This window comes from Arcobacter venerupis (genome assembly GCF_013201665.1).
Lineage (GTDB): Bacteria > Campylobacterota > Campylobacteria > Campylobacterales > Arcobacteraceae > Aliarcobacter > Aliarcobacter venerupis.
Genome location: NZ_CP053840.1, coordinates 1,393,051 through 1,414,663, shown reverse-complemented (window position 1 = coordinate 1,414,663; position 21,613 = coordinate 1,393,051). Strand labels below are relative to the sequence as shown.

The window sequence follows — 21,613 nt, the reverse complement described above, 5'->3', positions numbered from 1 at the left end:
ATATTTATTTTGTCAATTATATTTTATTTAATTCCTTATTTAAAACATCAACTCCAACAGCAATCCCAGGCCAGCCTTGCCCTGCAAAAACTGTATCTCCAACATTGTATAAACCCTCAAATGGTGTGTTACAACTCGGCAAACTAAAGGCTGATTTTATATTTATTGGTTTTCCACCACAATTTGTTCTATTTATAAAAGAGTAAAAAGTTTTTGAAGTTGCTGCAAAATTTGATGTGATATTTTCTTTTTTTATAGTGTCAAAATATTTCAAAAACTCTTGAATAATAAACTCTTTTGTTTGCTCTTTTTTTTCTTCATACTCCTCTTTTGTTAAAGCTTCCCAGAAAATTGCTTTTGAGTGGGTTGATATTGTGAGACTTAGTCCATTTTTTGACATTTTTTCATCATTTACATCACTAAAAGAGACAAAAAAAGAGTTTGATATGCAGTTTGGAATATTTTCTTTTAAAACTATTTGATAGTGGTGTAAAAATTCTTTTTTTATATCTAATTTCACATAAACAACAAAAGCACTTTGGTCACCAAATTTAAAACCTTGAAAATATGATTTTATATTTTCATCTATAAAGAGTTTTGAGCTATCAAAAATAGTTGAGTTTAAAACTACTTTATTACATAAATATTCATCTTTTGTGGTTTTTAAAAGATATTGTTTCTCTTTTTTTATAACAGAAATTACTTGTTCATTTTTATTTACTTTTACATCTTTTAATAAATCTTCAATTAGTTTTCCCATTCCACCATTTACATAAAAAACCTTATGAAATGGATATGCTAATCCTAAACTCATTGATAATAGTGTGGCATTTTTCGATGTTGTTTGAAGTGTGATTAAAAGCTGTGAATCAATAAAAGCTCTATATTCATCACTAATATTTGGCAAAGTATCATTTATAAATTTTTGAGCACTAATTAATAAATCTGTTTTAAACTCTTTTAAAAGTTCAGCTACAAAAATTGAAGATTTAAAAAAAGCTTTTAAAGAATATTTTGCAAAATAGATATGTTTTAATTTCCAAAACTTTTCATCAATCTCTTTTATTTTTGTCCAAAAAGCTCTATTATTTTTGTGATAATAAACACTATTTAATTGGCTTAAAAACTCTTCAAAATTTTGAATTCTATCTACTTTTTTATTTCCTTGGATATTTCTAATGGCAATTTTACTTTGTAAAATATCAGGCTTTAAACCAACTTTATCAAAAATATTTTTAATAATATGACCATCCTCATATCCTACAAAAGTTGTAGCACCTGTGTTAAAAAAGTGTCCAAATCTTTTAAAAGTTGAAGCACAACCTCCAAGATTATGGTCTTTTTCAAAAACAACAATATCTTTGTTTTTATTTAGTGCAGCAATCAAACTTCCACCAATTCCAGAACCTACAATTGCAATATCAATATTTTTCATTATTTGCTCTTTTAAACTCTTCAATTGCTCTTTTTCTAGAGAATTCAATACTTACAATCTGAGTTGGATAATCTAAAAATATATTTGATTGAACACCATTTTCACTATGAATTTGTTTTGCTGGCACATCTTTTAGTTCAGGAATCACTGATTTAATAAAAATAGCTTCTTTGTCAAATTTTGCCGATTGTAGATATGGATTAAAAATCCTAAAATATGGAACACTATCAGCTCCCGTACTTGCTGCCCATTGCCAAGAACCTACATTTGAACTTGCTTCATAATCAAGCAATTTTGAAGCGAAATATCGTTCCCCTTTTTTCCAATCAACCAGTAAATTTTTTGTTAGATATGAAGAAACAATCATTCTTAAACGATTATGCATAGTTCCTGTTTGATTAAAATATCTCATACTCGCATCAATTATTGGAACACCTGTATTTCCTTCACACCATTTTTGAAAAACGCTTTCATCTTCATTCCAATTTACTTTTATTTTATTTAGATTTTGAAACTCACTTTTTGGAAAATGAAATAAAATATAGTTATAAAATTCTCTCCAAAAAAGCTCTCTAATAAAAAACTCTTTGTTTTCATTTCTAGCTTTTAACTCTTTTATTTTATTAAAAGCTTGCCTTGGAGAAATTAGTCCAAATCGTAAATAAACAGCTAGATTTGAAGTTGCATTTTTATCAAAAAAATCCCTATCAATTTTGTAATTATCTATTTTTTGACCAAACTCTTCAAGTAATTTATCTGCACTTTTTTGTAAAAAATCTGGCAATTTTTGAAGTTCAAAGCCCATTTCATTTAAAGTTGGAATAAACTCATAATCAAAAGAGATTAATTTCAAATTTTCATTTGTTTTAAACTCTTCAAGTCTATATGAATTCCAAATAAACTCTAAGTTATTATAATATGGAGTAAAGACTTTGTAAGGTGTTTTATCAGCTTTTAGGCAATCATTTGGATGAGTTATAAAAGAGTCTGTGAAAGTTTGCATTGGCATGATTCCAGAGATTTCTTCATCTCTTTTTTTTGCATACTCATCAAAATCAACTGAACATAAAATATTTTCAAAACCTTCAATTTTTAGCTTTGAAAATACCTCTTTGGGAGTTGAATAAAATATGGCTAAATCTAGCCCTATTTCTTTCAACTCATGTTTTAGTTTTAAAACGCTTTTATAAATAAATGTTACTCTTTTGTCATCATTTGAAAGTAAATTTAAGATATTTTTATCAAAGATAAAAATAGGCAATACTTCATCTTTTGCAAAATGTAAAATTGCACTATCTGTGATTCTTAAATCTCTTCTAAACCATAAAATTTGTTTCATTATTTATAAGCCTTAATATCACTTCTTAAAGCCAATTCTTTTGGATATGGATTTAAAAATTTCTGTACTTTTAAGTACTGAACATCAAATCTTTTTACATAAAGATTTATTATCTTCATAACTGCAATTAAAGGAATAATTTTTTCTTTATATTCATTTAGAGATTGTAAAATATCCTCTTTTTCCTCTTTTGTTATTAGTTTTTTGAAATATCCAAACATATGAAGTAAAACATTGTAAGTTTTATTTACATTTCCTTTTAGACTTATTGCTTTTAAAAACTCTTCTTTATATTCAAGTAAAATTTCATCTAACTGTTTTTTTTCTTTGTTTGCAACGATTCTTCCAAGTGTTGTATATGATTTTTGAGCTTTTGAATAAATAAGATATTTGTAAGATGTATGAAAAATCACCAAGTCATTAAAACTTGGATTTGATTTTAAGAACTCATGCAAGTGTTGATATGCAAAAATTTGCATTAAAAAATTTTCCCTAAGCCAAGGGTCAATTAATCTGCCCTCTTCTTCAACTGGCAAATATGGATATTTCTCTTTGATTTGTTGTGCAAAAACTCCAACACCATTTTTCACGCTAGGTGCATTAAAAGGTTTATAAACTTTTACTCGCTCCATTCCACATGTAGGTGATGATGATTTTAAAATAAATCCGCATAAATCATCATTTTCAATTCTATTTGCACAATCTATTGAGACATTTTGAAGCTCAGCTGTTACATCTTTTGGATTTTTTGTAGAAGTTACAATTCGCAAGTTTCCATCTTCATTTAATGTTTGTCTAATTGCTTCTCGTGGACTTCCCCAAATTATAGTTTCAGGACAATATGCAGATGTTTCAAAATATTTGGCTAAAACATCAACTATAAACTTATCACTTGCACCAACACCATCATAACGGCATTGTGTACCGATTAAACAAGCTGAAACTCCTAATTTCATAAGAAATCCTTTTTTTCTTTTATTTTATACTAAAAAAAGGTCTTCTTGTAGGTAAATATCTGCTGTTTATAGTTTTATATTCATTCTTTTGAGTATTTCATAGGTTTTTGTTACATCATAAGTTGCACTATGGTATTTATCTCCATCAAACTCAATTCCATAATATAGGCAAGTTTCATCTAATTTTGGATTTTTTAATCTTCCACTTTTTCCATAAACTTTTACAATATCTTTATTTTCTTTCATTGTGCAAATATGCTTTTGAAATTTCACTTTATTATCAATATGTCTTAATTCAAAAGTAATATTATGGGCAATTAGAGTTTTAGAATTTGAGCAAAACTCTAAAAAATCTTCATCTTCTGTGAAATAGGAACAATATGATTTGTCTTTTCTATAATCAAGTATTAATTCAGGTGTTAATCTATGAACTGCAAATGAGAAGTAATTAACTGGATAACGTGATAAATAATATCTATGAAACTTATCTAAAACATTAAAATCTTTATCAATTCGCACAGCTGCTACTTCAATTACATCACCAATATTACTACTATTTGTTTCAAAATCTATTATTATCATTTATGTATATTTCTCTTTTTTCGTAAATTATATCTTTTATTTTTTTATAATTCTTTGTATTTATACAATTAATCTCATCTATTAAATACTCATATTTTTTGTAAGTATTCCAAACATTAAAAGAGTGTTCAAATCTTTGCATTTTATGAAGTTCAATACTTACACTTGCATTTAATAACGCTTTTAAAATAAAAGATTCTGGTCTTGTTTGTTGATTATCTTTGTATTTTCGCCAATCTTCTTCTAAAATATCATGAGCTCTTACGAATTCGTCATTTTCAAGAAGAAAAATAATTTTTTCATGTTCTAAATTTATATTCATAACTAACCTATTTAAATTTATACACTAATATTACATTTATACTTAATATTACTTTAATCTTTAAAAGAATAGAATTTATTAAATGATAAAAATGAAAGGAGTAAATTATGCAAGTAAATACAAATTATGCCTTAAATCAAGATGTTTATCTAAATATTAATCAAAGTCTAAATAAAATTGCAACTGGTGTTGAATTAAATCAGTCAAGTGATAATGCTTCTAGCTTATCTATTGCAAATAGTTTAATAAGTGACTCTAATGGTTACTCTCAAGCTATTGAAAATACAAATTCAGCAATTGCTTCAAGTCAAATAGCATCAAGTGCCACAAATGAGCAATCAACAATATTAAATGATGTTAAGAAAAAACTTCTTCAAGCTTCAACAGATACAACAAGCCAAGAAGGAAGAGATTCAATATTAAAAGATATTCAATCTCAACTTAAACAATTTGATAAAATAGCAAGTGAAACAAATTATAATGGTCAAACACTACTTCAAAAAAGTGAAAGTGATACAGCAGCTTCAGATGTTCAACAATACCAATCTGGAATAATAGGTGATAATATAATTGAAACTTCAAGCGTTCAATCTAATACTCAAGGCTTAGGATTAACTGATCTTGTTAATCAAAATTCTGCAACATTTACAGCAAGTGATGCTAGAAGTTATTTGGAGAATATTGATAAAGCAATAAATGGCTTAAATGATATAAAAACTGAAATTGGAGCTACACAAAATCAACTTGAAAGTTCAAATAGAAATCTTCTTGCACAAGAAACGAGTACTTTAAGTGCAGCTTCATTATTTGAAACAGATTATGCAAAAGAGACATCAAATTTTTCTAAACAAAATATTTTATCTCAAATTGGAGCTTATGGACAAGTTCAAGCTAATAATATTAACCAACAAAGTGTATTAAGATTACTTAGCTGAAAATCTTTAAAATAGACTCAAAACTTGAGTCTATTTTCTATCTTCCATATCTATACATATCTCTGTGATGAGGATGTCTATCATAGTAATATCTCGGTGGAGGTGGAAATCTGTCATAATTTTGGTAAATCACTGTAACTTGTGCAGGTTGTCTTCTATAATAATAATCGTCATCATAATATCTATCAGTTCTTACATAAGTAGTTGTTCTTTCATAGTTATTATCATAATAACTATCTCTATAAGAGTTATCTCTGTATGAATAATTTGGAGTAGAATAAGATGGTGTTCTAGAATTATTTGCAATGGTTGCACCTAATAATCCACCAGCAACTTTTGCTACGTCTCTTCCATTACCTTTTCCAATTTGATTACCAATTGCAACTCCAAGTGTTGCGCCTACAATTGTATCAAGACCAATTGAATTATTATCTGCAAAAACTAAAGAGCTTGTAATAAGAAACATTGATAATATTTTTTTCATTTTATAACTCCAATTGTATTTATTTTAAAAGTATAAAGCTTGATTGTGAAAGTATTGTGAATATAAAACTATTTTAATTTACCAAAAATTTTATATTTGTCCCAATATCCATCTATTGCATTTCTTAATTTAGAATCATTTAAATTTGTTTTCTTTTTTACCCCAAATCTTGTAATAAATGACTCAGTCATTACCGTTTTTTCTGAAGTTGGGTTTTTTAGATAATCAAACATTGCTTTTTTAACATCTCTTTCACTGCTATATTTCAATAAATATTTATAAAAGTATTTATCAATACTAACTGGTAGTTGAGAATGACATTGAACACAATTTAAATTGTATATTGAATAATCAGTATTATCAGCATTTAAAGACAAAACCATCAAGATAATTAAAAAAACGTTTTTTACCATTTTATTTCCACTTTAGTCCCTACATCTATTTCAGATTTAACATCTATCTTTAAATCATACTCTTTTGCTATTAAAGAGACAATATTTAAACCTATACCAAAGCCACCAACACTTTTATCAAATCTTGAATATCTTTTGAAAAGATTTTTAAGATTCTCTTTTTTTATACCTTTTCCACTATCTTCAATACTTAAAATATTATCATCTAAATTTACTTTTATATAACCTGCAATTTTATTATATTTAATTGCATTTGATAAAATATTATCTATTAATTTTGTTATCTTTTTCATATCACAAAAAATAAAAATATCATCTTCTATGTTTAAATCAAAGCTTATTTTTTTCATTGTTGCAATACTGTTAAAATATTCAATTCTTTGTCTTAAAACATTTGAAAGATTTATCTCTTCATTTTTTGAAATTAGTTGATTATTTAAAGTAACAAAAGTTAAATCTTCATAAATATTTGAAATAGTTTTTGCACCTATTTCGATTCGATTTATTTTTTTAAGTAATTTTTCATCTAAACTATTTTTATCAATCATTTCTATATTTGTAATAATGGCTGTAACTGGCGTATTTAATTCGTGGGTTGTATCTTTTATAAATCTATCAAGTAGATGTAAGGCATCACGCATTGGCTTTAAAAATAGCCTCAGAATGAAATAGCCTAAAAACATCATAAACAAAAATGCCAATAAAAAATATATTATGATGTTATATCTAATTTGATCAAACCAAACACCATCATCTGGAACTTCAACAATAATATATTTACTACCTAAATAGTATGATTCTGGCTCTTTAATAAAATGTATTTCACCATCATTTAAATAAATAATATCATCTAAACTTACATCTTGAGATTTTAATGTAGAAAAAATCTCTTTTTTATCACTATCAAAAATAGCAGATTCAAATCTCTCATCTCTTGGATAAATATTATTTTTATCAATATTTACATGTAAATCTCTTAATCTTCCAATTAAGTCATTTGAATAATTTTGCAAGATTTGTCTTTTTTCTTGAAGCATCAAGTCTTTTTGGAATTTATAGTATAAATAAGAAACAACACTTAAAATTACTAAAACCAAAAAAGAGTATAAAAGACTAAAACCTAAAAGTGTTCTAGTTTCACTTTTGGTTAAATCTATACCCGAGTTTTTTAAGACTAACAATTTTATCTTTTCCTAAAATCTTTCTAAGATTTTTTATATAAGTTCTTAAAGAGTTATCGCTGTACTCTTCATCATAATCCCAAACATAATCATAAATTCTATCATGAACTAAAAGTTCATTTGGATGTTGTAAAAATAGTTTTAAAAGTTTTAACTCTTTTAAATTAAGTTTAATCTCTTCATCTGCATCTTTTAATTCACTAGATATTGAATTAAAAGTTATTGTTTCTGTTATATAAACAATGTCGCTTTTATGAGCAAATTCTCTTTTTAATATGGTTTGAACTCGAATTAAAAGTTCTTTTAATTCAAATGGTTTTCTAATATAATCATCACAACCACTTGAATATCCTTGTTCTAATGAATCCATAGAATTTAATGAAGTAATAAAAATAGCTGGTGTAAGATTATTTTCACGTCTTACTTCTTTTAATACTTCAAAACCATTTTTATTTGGCACATTTACATCAAGTAATAACAAATCAAAAGAGTTTTCATATATTGAAGATAGAGCTTCTTCTCCATCATAAACACATATTACTTCAAAACCTTTTTCTTCAAAATAATCACAAACCGTATCACTTAAATTTAAGTCATCTTCTAATAATAATATTTTAGTTTTCATTTTTTTGCATCTCTTGCATACTTTGTTCAAATTGAGTTTTTTCATCTTGTGTCATATTTGGAATCCTTAAATATAACTCTTTGATAAATTTAGCTTTGTTTTCTTCTTTTACATAACCAATAATTGATATTAACTCTTGAGTGCTCATATCTGAATAATTTTCTTGTTTTGCGAAAAGAATAGTAAACAATAAAAGAAATATAATGGTGATTTTTTTCATTTTTATAACTCTATTTTTTGTTTTGATTGTAGCATATTAAATGTATAATAATTGTATATAAATCTCTTTTAAGCTTTTATAAATAATTTTTGACTAGAATTCATATAAAAAAGAGATTTGATGTTTAAAAATATTTTACTAATTGCTAGTTTCGCATTTATTATTAATGGTTGCTTTGGTGCAACAGAAGAAGAGAAATGGTCTGCTTTTATCTATCCAAATAAGGAAGATACGACTCAAAATATAAAAAGTCCTATGACTTTTTCATCATTAGAAGAGTGTAAAAAGGTTTCTATTCTAGAAATCAAAAAACAAAGTTTAGAAAATATTGCCATGTTCAAATGCGGTTTAAACTGTAGATATAATGAAGGCATGAAAAAAGAAATTTGTCAAAATATGTTATCTTCTACTGATAAATAATAATTTAATTTCTAGGATTTTTATGAAAAAGTTAAAATTTTTAAATGTTTGCTATGATACTAAACATATTGATAATAAATTTAGCGAATATTTTTCTTCTTATATAAATAATTTTTTCACATATGAACATAAAGATGAATTAATTGAACTTATAAATACTAAAGATATTCATTTTGTCGTTACAAGATATGATTTTGAGTTATTAAAAACTATTAGAAGGTTAAATAAACAAATACAAATTATTGCCATATTAGACGAATATAATCATACTCATTTATTAGAAAGTTTAGAACTTAAATATGTAAAATTTATACAAAATTTAGAGTGCATAAATATATTTATTGATGCTCTTAAAGATTGTGTAAAAAATCTAGATTCAAATAAATCTAATATTATGGATTTAGGAAATGATTTTATTTATGATAACTACAACAAATGTTTATTTAAAAATAACATTGTTATTTCATTAACAAATAAAGAACTTTTATTTTTAGATTTTTTATTAAAAAATCATAACTGTTCTTTATCATATGAAGATATAAATACAAATGTTTGGAGTGGAGCAATGACTCATGATTCTTTACGATCTTTAGTTAAAGAGTTAAGAAAAAAAACATATAAAGAACTTATAAAAAATGTCTCTGGCATAGGATATAGAATAGATATTCAAATATGAACAATAAAATATCATTAAAATACATATTAAAACTACTTCTTGATGACAAAAAATCATTAATAATTGGACAAGTACTCACAATTATTGCAATATTGGTGAGTGTTCCAATTCCTTTACTTTTACCTTTATTAGTCGATGAAGTGTTACTTAAAAAGCCTGATTTTTTTGTAAATAATATTGATAAATTTTTAGGAAGTGGAAGTGCCTTTTATTACATTGCACTTGTTACTTTTATTGTTTTATTTCTTCGAATAATATATTTTTTGTTTAGTGTACTAATCACTAAAATATTTACAAAAATATCAAAATATGTAACTTTTAAAATAAGAGAAAAACTTTTAAATCATCTTGAACTTGTAAATATGAATGAATATGAGAGTTTAGGTTCTGGCTCAATTGGTGCAAACTTAGTAACAGATGTAAATACCTTAGATAATTTTATAGTTACCATTGCTAGTAAATTCATAGCTTCAATTTTAACTTTAATTGCAGTTGCTATTGTAATAATTACAATAGACCCAATTTTAGGACTTATGATTTTATTTATTCAACCAATTATTATGGTTCTTTCTAAAAAAATCTCTAAAAAAACAGGTGTATTAAAAAAAGAAGAAAATAAAGCAATTGAAGAATTTCAAAATAATATAAATGAAACCTTAGATTTATTTGGTCAAATAAAAGCTAGTAATAAAGAAAATTTCTTTTTTGAAGACTCAATAAATAAAGCTAAAAATATCCAAAAAACTTCAAATGAATTCAACTATAAAAGTGTTGCTTATGAAAGATTTTCTTTTACTATTTTTTTAATAGCTTTTGAGATTTTTAGAGCGGTAGGACTTTTACTTGTGGCATATAGCGATTTATCTATTGGTTTAATGTTTGCTATGTTTGGATATATTTGGTTTATTATGACTCCTGTTCAAGATATTTTAACTATTCAATATGCATATTCAAGTGCTAGTGCTGCAATAACTAGAATAAATAAAATCTTGGATTTAAAACAAGAAAAAAATGGAATTTTAAAACTTGATTCAAACTCTAAAAAAGTTGATATTTCTTTGAAAAATCTAAGTTTTTATTATAATGAAGATAAAGAAGTATTAAAAAATATCTCTTTTAATATTAAATCAGGTGAAAAAGTAGCAATCATTGGTGCAAGTGGAAGTGGAAAAACTACAATTGCAAATATAATTTCTGGTTTTTATGCAAAAAATTCTGGAGATATTTTTTATAATAATATTAATATTGAAGATTTAAATAAACAAAGTCTAAGAGAAAATATCTTTTTAGTTTTACAAATGCCAATTTTGTTTAATAACAGTTTGAGATTTAACATCACAATGGGAAATGAAAATATAAGCGATGTTGAGATTTACAAAGCTTTAAAAATTGCGCAACTTTTTCAAACTGTTGAAAATATGACGGATAAACTTGATACTATTGTGGGAAAACATGGGATTAGATTAAGTGGTGGGCAAAGACAAAGATTATCAATAGCAAGAATGATTATAGCAAATCCAGCTATTGTTATCTTTGATGAATCTACATCAGCTTTGGACGTTCATACAGAAGTTAAACTATTTACTGAATTGGAAGAGTTCTTAAAAGATAAAACTGTTATTACAATAGCTCATAGATTAAGTACAGTAAAAAATGCTGATATGATTTATGTGATAGATGATGGTAAAGTTGTACAACAAGGAAAACACAAAGAACTAGAAGAACAAGAGGGTCACTATTTAGAGTTTGTAAAGAAACAGTTAATTTAACTTTTTTTAACTATAATTAAAATAAAAATTTTAAAGGATTATTTTGATAGATTCATTCAATTTAAAAAATTATTTCTTCTATTTTGCAAGTTTTATTGTAATAATAGCTGGAATAAAAATGGCAAGTGAAGTAGTAGTAATACTTTTTTTAGCAATTTTTATATCTTCGATATTCTCAACACTTCTTAATGTTTTAGAAAAAAAGAATATTCCAAGAATTATTTCTTATTTTCTAATATTATTAATTGTGGTTTTTATAAGTTTCATGTTTGCCTATGTGATAAATATATCTTTAAATGATTTTGTAGAAAATTTACCTGCATATGAAGAAAAATTTAAAAATCTTATTATAAATTCAATACATTTTGCCCAAGTATCAGGTTTTGAAATTGATAAACAAAAAATATTAAATACACTAAGTTTTAGCTCATTTTTTGGTTATACAACAAATATTATAGGAAGTATCGGTACCTTTTTATCTAAGTTTTTACTTGTAATTATTGGAGTAGCTTTTATCCTTGCTGAATCAAAATCTTTTCAAACAAAATTAAAAGTAATTTTTAGAAATAATGCTAGAAAACTAGAACACTTCAATCTATTTTCATACAATATCCAAAGATATTTTGTAGTTAAATCTTTTACAAGTTTTTTAACAGGATTCATAATAGCTATTGTTTTATCATTTTTTGGAGTTGATTATCCAATATTATGGGGAGTAATTGCAATGTTATTTAACTTTGTTCCTGTTGTTGGATCTATTATTGCGTCTATTCCTGCAATTTTATTAGCTTTAATGAATTTGCCTTTAAGTGCAACTATTTGGGTTATAGTTTTATATGTTGTAATAAATATCTCAATAAGTAATATTTTAGAACCAAAACTTATGGGAAAAGAGTTAGGACTTTCTCCATTAGTTATTTTCTTTTCACTAATTTTTTGGGGTTATATTCTAGGAATTGTTGGAATGTTTTTAGCAGTTCCAATTACTATGACTTTAAAAATTGCCTTCGATTCAAATACAAGTAGTCATTGGATTGGGATTTTGATGTCAGATTTATCAAGAAAAAGAGATAAAAGTAAAGAGGTTTTAAATTAAAACCTCTTTTTTAATTTAGAATTGATTAATATTTACTCATCATTTTATCAATTCTCTCGTTTGCTTTTACGATTTGTTCTAAAGAAATTTCTTCACTTAAAACCAATGAATAAGCTGTATCAACTATTTGTTTTAATGTAATAGGTTTTGCTAATTGATTTGCGTATAAAAGCATACTTACACCTGAATTTATAGCCAAAGTTAAAGTCTGTTTTAAATCATAATGTTTTGAAATAGCATACATTTGTAAATCATCACTTACTAAAACTCCATTAAAACCTAACTTATCTCTTAATAATTTTGTATTAATTTCATAAGATAGAGTTGCTGGATACTCTTCATCTAAATTTTTATTGTAAACATGAGCTGTCATTATCATATCAACTTTATTATTTTTAATAAAATATTTATATGGCTCTAACTCTTTTTCATTCCAAGTATTTGTAATATCCACAAAACCTAAGTGTGAATCAGCCAAAGATGATCCATGTCCTGGGAAATGTTTTAAAACAGAAATAACATGTTGTTTTTTTAGTTCATCTACAAATATAGAAGAGTATTTTATAACCTCTTTTGATGATTCACCAAATGATCTTCCTCGTGTTACAATTACTTTATTTTGTTTATTTATTGCTAAATCTACAACTGGTGCAAAATCTGCATTTATACCTGATTCGCTTAAATCTTTTGCTAATAATTTATATGTTTGTTTAGCAAAATCTTCACCTTTTGAAGCCACATCAATAGCTTTTGGCGTATTTACAAAACCATCTTCACTTTTTAATCTTTGAACTATTCCACCCTCTTGGTCAATTGAAATTAAAAGTTTTTGTTTTGAAATAGTTTGTAATGAAGAAGTTAATTTTTTTAACTGCTCTTTACTTCTTACATTTTTTACTTTTTTCTTATCATTTGGATCTTTATCAAATAAGATAACTCCACCTAAACCTGCTTTTATGTTTTTATAAATTTCATCATTTTGATTTACACTTTCACCATTAAAACCTAAAATCACCATTTTTGAAATCATTCTTTCAATCTCTTGTTTTGTATAACCTTCATTTGCTAATAAATTATTAACTAGTGAAAATAGTAAAAAGGCTACAACTAAAATTTTCTGCATATACACTCTTTCTTTTGATTTAATCTTCTTCTATGTTTTTTAGTACATTTTTTTGAGATGTAATAATTGATAAATATCTCACAAGTAATAAAAATATTATAACCCCTGATAAAATTAAAAGGTTAAAATTTATAGGGCTTGAAAATATTGCTTCGAGACTACCTAAATCTTCTTTATTTACTTTTACAACATTTACAATAAACTCTCTTAAAGCTAAAATAATAAAAGCATCAACAAGTAATGTCATAGTAACACGCTGCTCTCTGACATAATTTACAACAGCTCGTACAATTTCTAGAAAAATCACAAAATAAAGCATATAAATAATAAAATCCATAAGTTTATCCATAGCAAGTGCAATCAGAAATAGTACTGAGGTAATTGATAACTCTATATATAACTTATCTGAAAAAAAATTTACTAAAGTTTTTTTCATAAATACTCCTTCTAAATTTTTGCGTTTATATTCATCCACTCTTTTGGTAATTGCCCTATTTCATTGTTTGCCATAAATATTATAGTTGCAATCATTGCTCGTGCACTCGTGTCTCCACCAGCTTTTGAGTTTGCAATTAACATCTGTTTTAGATTATCATATTTTACTAAAAGATGAATAACTCCACTAAAACCATCATTTATACCACAAGCTGGTCCAAAATCTCTAATAGCTTTAAAACTATCTTCATCTTTTGAATTTAGAGCTTTTTCTAGCATATCTTGAAAATGTTCATTACACTCATCTTTTAATTTTAAAATTGATTCTTTTATATCATTTTTTTCTAAAACTAAAATCAATAATTTTGCAAAAAAATCAGCACACTCTTTTGCTAATTGGCTATTATGAGTGATATTTACAAACTTTTCTACATTTTTATAAAACTTTTCTTTTGTTTTTGAAACTTTTAAAAGTGGAGCAATTCTTCCAACAATTGATAAATCTGTAGAAGTTGAACCTGATGGTTCTATTTTATTTTTGATATTTTCAATTGTATTTCTTGAAGCTCCATCCACATAACCTGTATAAGTTTGCATTTTTTCAAACCAAAAATCTTTAAAAGCTTCTTCATCAAAATTATCTTTATCTTTTAAAAATTCATATAACCATAAAGTTTGGTCACCATAGTGAGTAAAATCACCTGCTGTTTTTCCCTTATGCCACATAGCTAATGGTGCATTTAAACCATTCCAATCAATTGAATTATTAATTAATTGTTGCTCATCATAAACCCAATGAGTTCCCAAACAATATGAATCAACAACTAAGGCACTTGTAACTAAATCTTTTATTTTTTCTTCGAACATTTTAATCTCCTATTTATTCCAGTTTTTATAATTTGTAAATGAAGGAAACTGATGTTTAAACTCATCTTTATCAAATGAAAAGTAGTATGAATCCATGTATGCACATAATAAATCATAATTTTTTTTCAATTCCAAAAACTTTTCTTCACTTCCAGTTTCCATATCTGGATGGTATATTTTTGATAGTTTTAAATACTTCTTTTTTAAATCTTTTCTTGAAACCCTTGTTAATATTCCAAACATATCAACAGCTTTTTCAAACTCTTCATATTCCATAAAAATCCTTTTAATATCTTCTATATTGTACACAAAAATATTTAATTTCAATTTAGAAGTATTTTATTGCAATAATGTTAGTCTAAATAAAAATATTAATCTACTTTAAAAGGAAATTTATGATTTACAGTTTATATCATGTTCATGACCCAATGTGTTCATGGTGTTATGCTTTTAAACCAACTTTAGATGAACTTAGAAAATATTTAGCTGATAATATAAAATTAGTTCATGTGGTTGGAGGTTTAGCAAAACATAGCGATGAAATTATGCCAAAAGAGATGCAAGAAAAAATTGAAGCTATTTGGTATGAAATTGAAGATGTTGTTGGAACAAAATTTAACCATGATTTTTGGAAAGAGTGTAAACCTAGACGTTCAACTTATCTAGCTTGTCAAGCTACCATTTTAGCAAGAGATGAAGATAAAGAGGATGAGATGATAGAAGCTATTCAAGAAGCTTATTATCAAAAAGCCTTAAATCCAAGTGATGCTTCAACGCTTATTGAATTGGCAAAAAATATTGGAATGGATGAAAAAAAGTTTGAAGAAGATTTAAAATCACAAAAAATAGAAGAAGATTTACAAAATGAGTTAAATTTTAGACGTTCACTAAATGTAAGAAGTTTTCCATCATTGATTTTAAAATCTGAAAAAGAGTTATACCCTATAAATATAAAATATAATGATTATGAATCTATGTTAAATCAGATAAATAATATAGTTAAAAATAGCCATTCTTAATAAAAAAAGGAAGATTATAAAATCTTCCTTTTTTATTTATTTCATTAATGGATCTGCAAGTCCTAAAACATACATACCAATAAGACCAATGATTCCTGCAACAACACAATAATAAATAGTTGGAATTACAGTTTTTCTTAAAGTTTCACCTTCTTGATCAAGTAATCCAACAGTGGCACTAGCTGCAACAACATTATGAATTGCAATCATATTACCAGCAGCAGCACCAACGGCTTGAAGAGCTACCATAAATGCTGTTGAAATACCAAGAGCATCTGCAACACCAAATTGGAATTGTGATAACATCATATTTGAAACAGTATTACTTCCAGCAATAAATGCACCTAAAGCTCCAACCATTGGGGCAAAAAATGGATAAATATCTCCAACTGAGTGAGCAACAAAGTTTGCCATTGCAATTGGCATAGAATCAAATCCAGAAGCATTTACACCTGAATTAATTAAAATCCTAACAAGTGGAACTGTAAACATTAATACAAATCCAGCACCAATCATAACTTTTGAAGATTCACCAATAGCCTCTTTTATCTCTTTAAATTCCATTTTATGTAAGAAATAAGTAATAAGTACTACAAATACTAAAATCCCACCTGGTAAATATAAAGGTGCCATAGTAAAGTTAAGCCCTTCTCCTAAAATATTTTTGTAAGAGAATGAAAATGAAGATATGAATTTTTTCACATCTGGACTAACTCTTGTGATTACTAAAACAATTGCAACTAAAATATATGGAATCCAAGCTTTTGTTAAAGACATTGGAATTTTTGAAGTCATTGCATCAAATTTCATCTCAAATTTTGACATCCAAGAAGATGGCCATTTTTCCACTGGAGCAAAATCCCAAGTTTTTTTAGGAACTAAAAATCCTTTTTTAGCAGCAGTTATAACAACAGCAAGACCAACTAAAGATCCAATTAAAGATGGGAATTCAGCACCTAAGAATATACCAGTTAGTGCATAAGGAATAGTAAACGCAATTCCTCCAAAAATAGCAAAAGGAATAATTGCTAAACCTTCACTCCAAGATTTGTTTTCACCAAAAAATCTAGTAAGCATAACACACATAAATAAAGGAATCAATGTTCCAGTAATTGCATGAGTAATAGCAACTTCAGAAGTAATTATTTGTAAATAAGTATCCCAAGATGAACCTAAATTTTGTAAAGTTGCACCAATACCTGCTGAATCTAAACCTTTATTTACTCCAATTAAAATTGGAGTTCCAACCGCTCCAAAAGAAACAGGTGTACTTTGTACCATCATTCCTAACATAACAGCAGCCATTGCAGGGAAACCAATTGCAACAAGTAAAGGAGCAGCTATTGCAGCTGGCGTTCCAAATCCTGAAGCACCTTCAATAAAACATCCAAATAACCAAGCTACAATAATTGCTTGAATTCTTCTATCTGGACTAATATTATTAAATCCTTCTCTAATTACAACAATTGCACCTGAATGTTTAAGTGTATTTAGAAGCAAGATAGCTCCAAAAATAATCCATAAAACTGAAACTGTAATTAATACACCCTCAATCGTAGAAGCTAAAACTCTACTAAATGAAACTTCCCAAACTACGTATGCAATAGCAACCGCTGATATGTAAACTAATGGCATTGCTTTTTTTGCTGAAACTCTAAGACCTACTAGTAAAATACCAGCAAGAAGTATTGGCAATACAGCAAAAAATGCTTGAAGACCTAAACCCATTTAATTTCCTCCTATAAAAAATTACAAGAAGAATAGTTATCCCATATGATATTTTTATGATAAAAAAATCATTACAATAAAATAGCAATAAAATATATACGAAATGATAATATTTGTAACACAATTCCTATATTTTTTTAATGATAATTTTAAATTCTGCCCCTTTACACTTTTCATATTTATATGTAAATTCCTTATTTGAAACGATAATTTCACCTTTTAATTGTTTTGTAATAATCTCTTCACTCATATATAAACCAATTCCTGTACCTAAAGATTTATGTTTAGTTGTAAAATATGGCTCAAATATATGTTCAATAACCTTTTCATCAATTCCACCTGCATTGTCATATATTTCTATGATATTATTCTGGCTATCTTGATAAAAATCAATAAATATTGCTTTATTTATAATATCTTTATCTAAAAAGGCATCTTTTGCATTTATTAAAATATTTATCATAACTTGTAAAAATTGATTTCGAATACCACATATATTAAAACTTTCTTCATTTATGAAAATTACTTTTATATTTTGTTTTACCAGTTCAGTTTTTATCAAATTTAAACTGTTATTAATAGCTAATTCAACATCAAAATCAATTTTTTCAGAATCTTCTTTATAAAAATTTCTAAAATCATCAATAGTATTTGATAAGTATTTTGTTGAATTTAAAATCACATCAATAAACTCAATAATTTCTTCTTTTGAATATATTCCTTCTTGCTCATATAGTTTTATAGCACTAGTTGAAGAACTAATTACACTTAAAGGTTGTCTCCATTGATGAGCAATATTTCCTATCATTTCTCCCATTGCAGAGAGTTTTGATTGTTGAAAAAGAAGTTTTTCTTTTTCGTGTAGAAGTTTCTCTTGCTCTTTTTGTAAAGTAATATCAGAAAAAACTGCAATATAATTTGTTAATTTTTGTTCTTCATTATAAACAGCATTTATTTTTATTCTTTCTATGTAAAACTCTTCATTTTTATTTTTATTTGTAATTTCACCTTCCCAATAACCTGTTTCATTTAGTTGAGTCCACATATTTTTATAAAAATCATTATCTTGAATTCCTGATTTTAGAATTCTTGGATTTTTACCTAAAACTTCTTTTAAAGAGTAACCTGTATTTTCTTCAAAGGCTTTATTTACATTTACAATATTTATGTTTTCATCTGTTACAACAATTCCATCATGAGCATTTGCAAAAACAATATGAGCATTTTTTAGCTCTTTTTCTCTTTGTTTTTTTAAAGTTATATCTAAAGCAATCATTACATATTCTATATGTTCATCTATTTCAAAAGATGAAATAACTATTTCTAATACTCTTTGTTTTCCATCTAATCCTAAAATATTTAATTCCCGTTGTATTTTTTTATTTTTAGAATAATTTTTTATTATATTCTCTAGCCATAATTTTTCTTTTTCTTGCCAACAAGAATATTCCCAAATATTTTTATTATGAAGATTTTTATCAAAAAAAGCTAATTCAAAACTATTATTTATTTCTAATATTTTTCCATTAGAGTTTATTATCAATGCAAAAAAGCTACTTTGTTCAAATAAAATTTTAAATTTCTTATTTAATGAAAATTCTTTATTTACTTTTTTATTATAAGTATATAACCAAAAAAGAACTAATACAATTGATAAAAACAATAAAGCAAAAATTGTTAATAAAAGAGGTTGACTTTTCTTTTCCCAAGTTTGTAATGTTTTGTCAAAGTTTAATCTAACTATTACAACAAAAGGATAATTTGTAGTTGAATTAAAAGATAGAATTGTTTTTTCTTCTTTAAAATCAAAAATACCAGAATAAGAGATTTTTTCTTTTATAAGATTTAACAAATCTTTACTCATACTTTTATCTTGTTGTTCTCTAAAATCGTTTGATGATAATAATGTTCCATCAATTTTTAAAATATCAATATAACAATGTTCGATATTTAAAAAATTGTTATATCTATTTAATAAAAAATCACCATTTACCGCAATTAATACTTTTATTTTTTTATTAGATACTTTTAACTCTTTTAAAATTGGGAAAAAATTTATATCTAAATCATTTTTTGAATATTCAATATCTCTTTCATCATAAAAATCTCTTCCTTCTTTTGTATTTCCAACTCTTAAAACATTGTTATTGTAACTTGGCAAGGGATAAAAAGAATCTAAATTTATTGAAAGATTATTGTTCAATTCATTAGAACTATATACAACTTTATCATTTCCATCTAAGATATTTATTGATCTAATTTCCAAATTATTTCTTAATAATTCGGATAATTTTGAATTAATAATCTCATTATTTTGTTCATTTTCTAAAAATACAACTAAATTATCTGTTAGATAATTCATAGTATCTATACTCTTTGTTAAATTATCAACAAAAATACTAGAATATAATTGAACTAATTTAAGATGAGTTTTAATAGTTTCATCTTTTAAAACTGAAATTGATAAAAAAACTCCCGTAAGCACAAGAGAAGTAATAAATAAACTTGCGAATAATATTTTTAAAACAACAAACTTCATAAAAACTTTTTTCCTACTTTAACTTAATAATTGGTTCTAAAGCATTTTTTTTAGCAATAGCAAGAAGTCTTCCATCTTCTTTAATATTTTTTATAAATTCTTCAACTTTATTATAAAATTCATCATCACCATATTTCATTGCCCATGCGTAATCTGTTTTAAAATAAGTTTCTTTTGGTTCTATTAACTTTGCCCAATCAGTTTTTGTTAACATTCTTTTTGCAAAAGGATAATCTGTCATAAAAGCATCAGCACGACCTGCTTGAACTTCATCTTCTCTTTTGTGCATTTTATCAAGTACAATAAGTTGAGCATTTTCTAATTTATCTTTCATTATTGTTTCATGATAAGTACCTTTTGCAACGGCAATAATATTCCCTTTTTTATCTAAATCATCCCAATTTTGAATTCTTCTATTATTTTTTGTAGTAATTGCATAAACATCACTTGATAAATGTGCTGTTGTAAATCTAATTTTTTCTTTTCTTTGGGCTGTATCTGCTATTGCAAACATTGCAATATTACATGCGTTATTGTTTATATCATCAATTAAAGTTGAAAATGAACTAGGGACAAACTCTAAATTTACTTTTAAATCTTTTGCTAATTCTTGCGCTAAATCACTATCAATTCCTGAAAATTGTTGTGTTCTTTGGTCTAAAAATGAAATTCCATAATATTCAGGCCAAATGCAAACTTTGATTTTATTATTTGATTTTATTTCATCAAGAATATTTTCATTTGAATAAGCATTTAAAACGAAAAATATTATAAAAAATATTTTTTTAGTAACCTGCATTTTGACTCCATTAACTATGACCTTAGATAAAATTTGGCTGATTATACAAGATATAGATATAAATTATAGTAAAGAATAATATTTATCAATAAAATAATTTTTATTTAATATTGATTAATTTGTTTATAGTATAAAGCATTATATAATACACACTTTATTTAAAAGGATTATTTTTTATGCCCAATAACACTATTGTTTATATTTTTAATAGACTAATTAGATTATCAATTCTATTTTTTATTTTATATCTTATATTTACCAACTTTGGAACTTTTTTGATGATTATAGGAATCATCTTTGTGATTATAAGTTTTGTGATTTATAATTTTAGAAAAAAAATGAAAAGCCATACTTACAGCTTCAAATTTGATAGTTCACACTTCCAAAATGGTCAAAATTTTAATTTTAAAGATTTTAATAATTTTAATCAATCGGATTTTCAAGGTTTTGCAAATGCTCCAAGAGTTGATGAAATTGCAAAAGCAAAAGATTTTTTTGGATTTACGCACTCACCAACAAAAGAAGAGATAAAAAAAAGATACAAAGAATTAGCACATAAATATCATCCAGATATTAACAATGGTGAAGATGCAAAAATGAAAGAATTAAATCATTATAGAGATGTTTTGATGAAAACTGTAAAGTAAGAT

24 protein-coding genes are annotated in these 21,613 nt (G+C 25.5%); 7 read left to right on the top strand and 17 right to left on the bottom strand.

The window, feature by feature from the left end; translation table 11 throughout:
- Positions 1-16: 16 nt before the first annotated feature.
- From AVENP_RS06990 to AVENP_RS06970, 5 genes are all read right to left on the bottom strand, one after another.
- Entirely contained in the window at positions 17-1,435 is a 1,419-nt protein-coding gene (locus tag AVENP_RS06990) for a phytoene desaturase family protein (RefSeq protein ID WP_128358618.1), read from the bottom strand.
- Positions 1,422-2,774, bottom strand: coding sequence for a cryptochrome/photolyase family protein (locus AVENP_RS06985; protein WP_128358619.1), 1,353 nt, complete (start codon positions 2,772-2,774; stop codon positions 1,422-1,424). Before AVENP_RS06985 ends, AVENP_RS06990 begins: the two co-directional genes overlap by 14 nt.
- Positions 2,774-3,730, bottom strand: coding sequence for a YbgA family protein (locus tag AVENP_RS06980; protein ID WP_128358620.1), 957 nt, complete (start codon positions 3,728-3,730; stop codon positions 2,774-2,776). The genes AVENP_RS06985 and AVENP_RS06980 overlap by 1 nt, the downstream gene beginning before the upstream one ends.
- Positions 3,731-3,796: 66 nt before the next feature.
- The gene (locus AVENP_RS06975; RefSeq protein WP_128358621.1) at positions 3,797-4,312 is read right to left on the bottom strand and encodes a 3'-5' exonuclease; all 516 of its coding nucleotides are present in this window, start codon (positions 4,310-4,312) and stop codon (positions 3,797-3,799) included.
- Complete coding sequence (locus AVENP_RS06970; protein WP_128358622.1) at positions 4,293-4,634, bottom strand: DUF309 domain-containing protein; 342 nt, start codon at positions 4,632-4,634, stop codon at positions 4,293-4,295. Before AVENP_RS06970 ends, AVENP_RS06975 begins: the two co-directional genes overlap by 20 nt.
- A gap of 107 nt (positions 4,635-4,741) precedes the next feature.
- On the opposite strand from AVENP_RS06970, the gene AVENP_RS06965 reads away from it, so the two are divergent.
- On the top strand, positions 4,742-5,569 hold the full coding sequence (locus AVENP_RS06965; protein WP_128358623.1) for a flagellin N-terminal helical domain-containing protein: 828 nt from the start codon (positions 4,742-4,744) through the stop codon (positions 5,567-5,569).
- A gap of 37 nt (positions 5,570-5,606) precedes the next feature.
- Here AVENP_RS06965 and AVENP_RS06960 read toward each other — a convergent pair whose 3' ends face one another.
- The 5 genes from AVENP_RS06960 to AVENP_RS06940 all read right to left on the bottom strand — a co-directional run bounded on the left by AVENP_RS06960 (position 5,607) and on the right by AVENP_RS06940 (position 8,492).
- Positions 5,607-6,053: a glycine zipper 2TM domain-containing protein gene (locus AVENP_RS06960; protein WP_128358624.1), complete on the bottom strand. Its 447-nt coding sequence runs from the start codon at positions 6,051-6,053 to the stop codon at positions 5,607-5,609.
- 68 nt (positions 6,054-6,121) lie between these two features.
- Positions 6,122-6,466: a hypothetical protein gene (locus AVENP_RS06955; RefSeq protein WP_128358625.1), complete on the bottom strand. Its 345-nt coding sequence runs from the start codon at positions 6,464-6,466 to the stop codon at positions 6,122-6,124.
- The gene (locus AVENP_RS06950) at positions 6,460-7,647 is read right to left on the bottom strand and encodes a sensor histidine kinase (protein ID WP_128358626.1); all 1,188 of its coding nucleotides are present in this window, start codon (positions 7,645-7,647) and stop codon (positions 6,460-6,462) included. The genes AVENP_RS06955 and AVENP_RS06950 overlap by 7 nt, the downstream gene beginning before the upstream one ends.
- Positions 7,604-8,272 carry a response regulator transcription factor gene (locus tag AVENP_RS06945; RefSeq protein ID WP_128358627.1) on the bottom strand — a complete coding sequence of 223 codons (669 nt, stop codon included), beginning with the start codon at positions 8,270-8,272 and terminating at the stop codon, positions 7,604-7,606. Before AVENP_RS06945 ends, AVENP_RS06950 begins: the two co-directional genes overlap by 44 nt.
- Entirely contained in the window at positions 8,262-8,492 is a 231-nt protein-coding gene (locus AVENP_RS06940; protein WP_128358628.1) for a DUF1104 domain-containing protein, read from the bottom strand. Before AVENP_RS06940 ends, AVENP_RS06945 begins: the two co-directional genes overlap by 11 nt.
- A gap of 120 nt (positions 8,493-8,612) precedes the next feature.
- Here AVENP_RS06940 and AVENP_RS06935 point away from each other — a divergent pair, with 120 nt between their 5' ends.
- The 4 genes from AVENP_RS06935 to AVENP_RS06920 are packed head-to-tail and all read left to right on the top strand — an operon-like array spanning position 8,613 to position 12,453.
- Positions 8,613-8,912 carry a hypothetical protein gene (locus tag AVENP_RS06935; protein WP_128358629.1) on the top strand — a complete coding sequence of 100 codons (300 nt, stop codon included), beginning with the start codon at positions 8,613-8,615 and terminating at the stop codon, positions 8,910-8,912.
- 22 nt (positions 8,913-8,934) lie between these two features.
- Complete coding sequence (locus tag AVENP_RS06930; RefSeq protein WP_128358630.1) at positions 8,935-9,588, top strand: winged helix-turn-helix domain-containing protein; 654 nt, start codon at positions 8,935-8,937, stop codon at positions 9,586-9,588.
- Positions 9,585-11,357: an ABC transporter ATP-binding protein gene (locus AVENP_RS06925; RefSeq protein WP_128358631.1), complete on the top strand. Its 1,773-nt coding sequence runs from the start codon at positions 9,585-9,587 to the stop codon at positions 11,355-11,357. The genes AVENP_RS06930 and AVENP_RS06925 overlap by 4 nt, the downstream gene beginning before the upstream one ends.
- A 43-nt stretch (positions 11,358-11,400) precedes the next feature.
- Positions 11,401-12,453: an AI-2E family transporter gene (locus AVENP_RS06920; RefSeq protein WP_228201857.1), complete on the top strand. Its 1,053-nt coding sequence runs from the start codon at positions 11,401-11,403 to the stop codon at positions 12,451-12,453.
- A 25-nt stretch (positions 12,454-12,478) separates the two neighbouring features.
- Here the strand turns inward: AVENP_RS06920 and AVENP_RS06915 are convergent, their stop codons facing one another.
- Genes AVENP_RS06915 through AVENP_RS06900 form a run of 4 tightly spaced genes read right to left on the bottom strand, consistent with a single transcriptional unit; the run spans position 12,479 to position 15,154 of the window.
- A complete protein-coding gene (locus AVENP_RS06915; RefSeq protein WP_128358632.1) occupies positions 12,479-13,576 on the bottom strand; it encodes a glycoside hydrolase family 3 N-terminal domain-containing protein in 1,098 nt (365 codons plus the stop codon).
- Positions 13,577-13,595: 19 nt separating this feature from the next.
- On the bottom strand, positions 13,596-14,012 hold the full coding sequence (locus AVENP_RS06910; protein WP_128358633.1) for a phosphate-starvation-inducible PsiE family protein: 417 nt from the start codon (positions 14,010-14,012) through the stop codon (positions 13,596-13,598).
- An 11-nt stretch (positions 14,013-14,023) separates the two neighbouring features.
- Positions 14,024-14,878, bottom strand: coding sequence for an ADP-ribosylglycohydrolase family protein (locus tag AVENP_RS06905; protein WP_128358634.1), 855 nt, complete (start codon positions 14,876-14,878; stop codon positions 14,024-14,026).
- A gap of 9 nt (positions 14,879-14,887) precedes the next feature.
- Positions 14,888-15,154: a DnaJ domain-containing protein gene (locus AVENP_RS06900; RefSeq protein WP_128358635.1), complete on the bottom strand. Its 267-nt coding sequence runs from the start codon at positions 15,152-15,154 to the stop codon at positions 14,888-14,890.
- 119 nt (positions 15,155-15,273) lie between these two features.
- Here AVENP_RS06900 and AVENP_RS06895 point away from each other — a divergent pair, with 119 nt between their 5' ends.
- Positions 15,274-15,897, top strand: coding sequence for a DsbA family protein (locus AVENP_RS06895; RefSeq protein WP_128358636.1), 624 nt, complete (start codon positions 15,274-15,276; stop codon positions 15,895-15,897).
- Positions 15,898-15,933: 36 nt separating this feature from the next.
- Here the strand turns inward: AVENP_RS06895 and AVENP_RS06890 are convergent, their stop codons facing one another.
- From AVENP_RS06890 to AVENP_RS06880, 3 genes are all read right to left on the bottom strand, one after another.
- Positions 15,934-17,625 carry an L-lactate permease gene (locus tag AVENP_RS06890; RefSeq protein ID WP_128358637.1) on the bottom strand — a complete coding sequence of 564 codons (1,692 nt, stop codon included), beginning with the start codon at positions 17,623-17,625 and terminating at the stop codon, positions 15,934-15,936.
- Positions 17,626-17,752: 127 nt separating this feature from the next.
- On the bottom strand, positions 17,753-20,164 hold the full coding sequence (locus AVENP_RS06885; RefSeq protein ID WP_128358638.1) for a PAS domain S-box protein: 2,412 nt from the start codon (positions 20,162-20,164) through the stop codon (positions 17,753-17,755).
- Positions 20,165-20,177: 13 nt separating this feature from the next.
- The gene (locus AVENP_RS06880) at positions 20,178-20,963 is read right to left on the bottom strand and encodes an ABC transporter substrate-binding protein (RefSeq protein WP_128358639.1); all 786 of its coding nucleotides are present in this window, start codon (positions 20,961-20,963) and stop codon (positions 20,178-20,180) included.
- Between the two features lie 176 nt (positions 20,964-21,139).
- Here AVENP_RS06880 and AVENP_RS06875 point away from each other — a divergent pair, with 176 nt between their 5' ends.
- Positions 21,140-21,610 carry a J domain-containing protein gene (locus tag AVENP_RS06875; RefSeq protein ID WP_128358640.1) on the top strand — a complete coding sequence of 157 codons (471 nt, stop codon included), beginning with the start codon at positions 21,140-21,142 and terminating at the stop codon, positions 21,608-21,610.
- Positions 21,611-21,613: the final 3 nt, after the last annotated feature.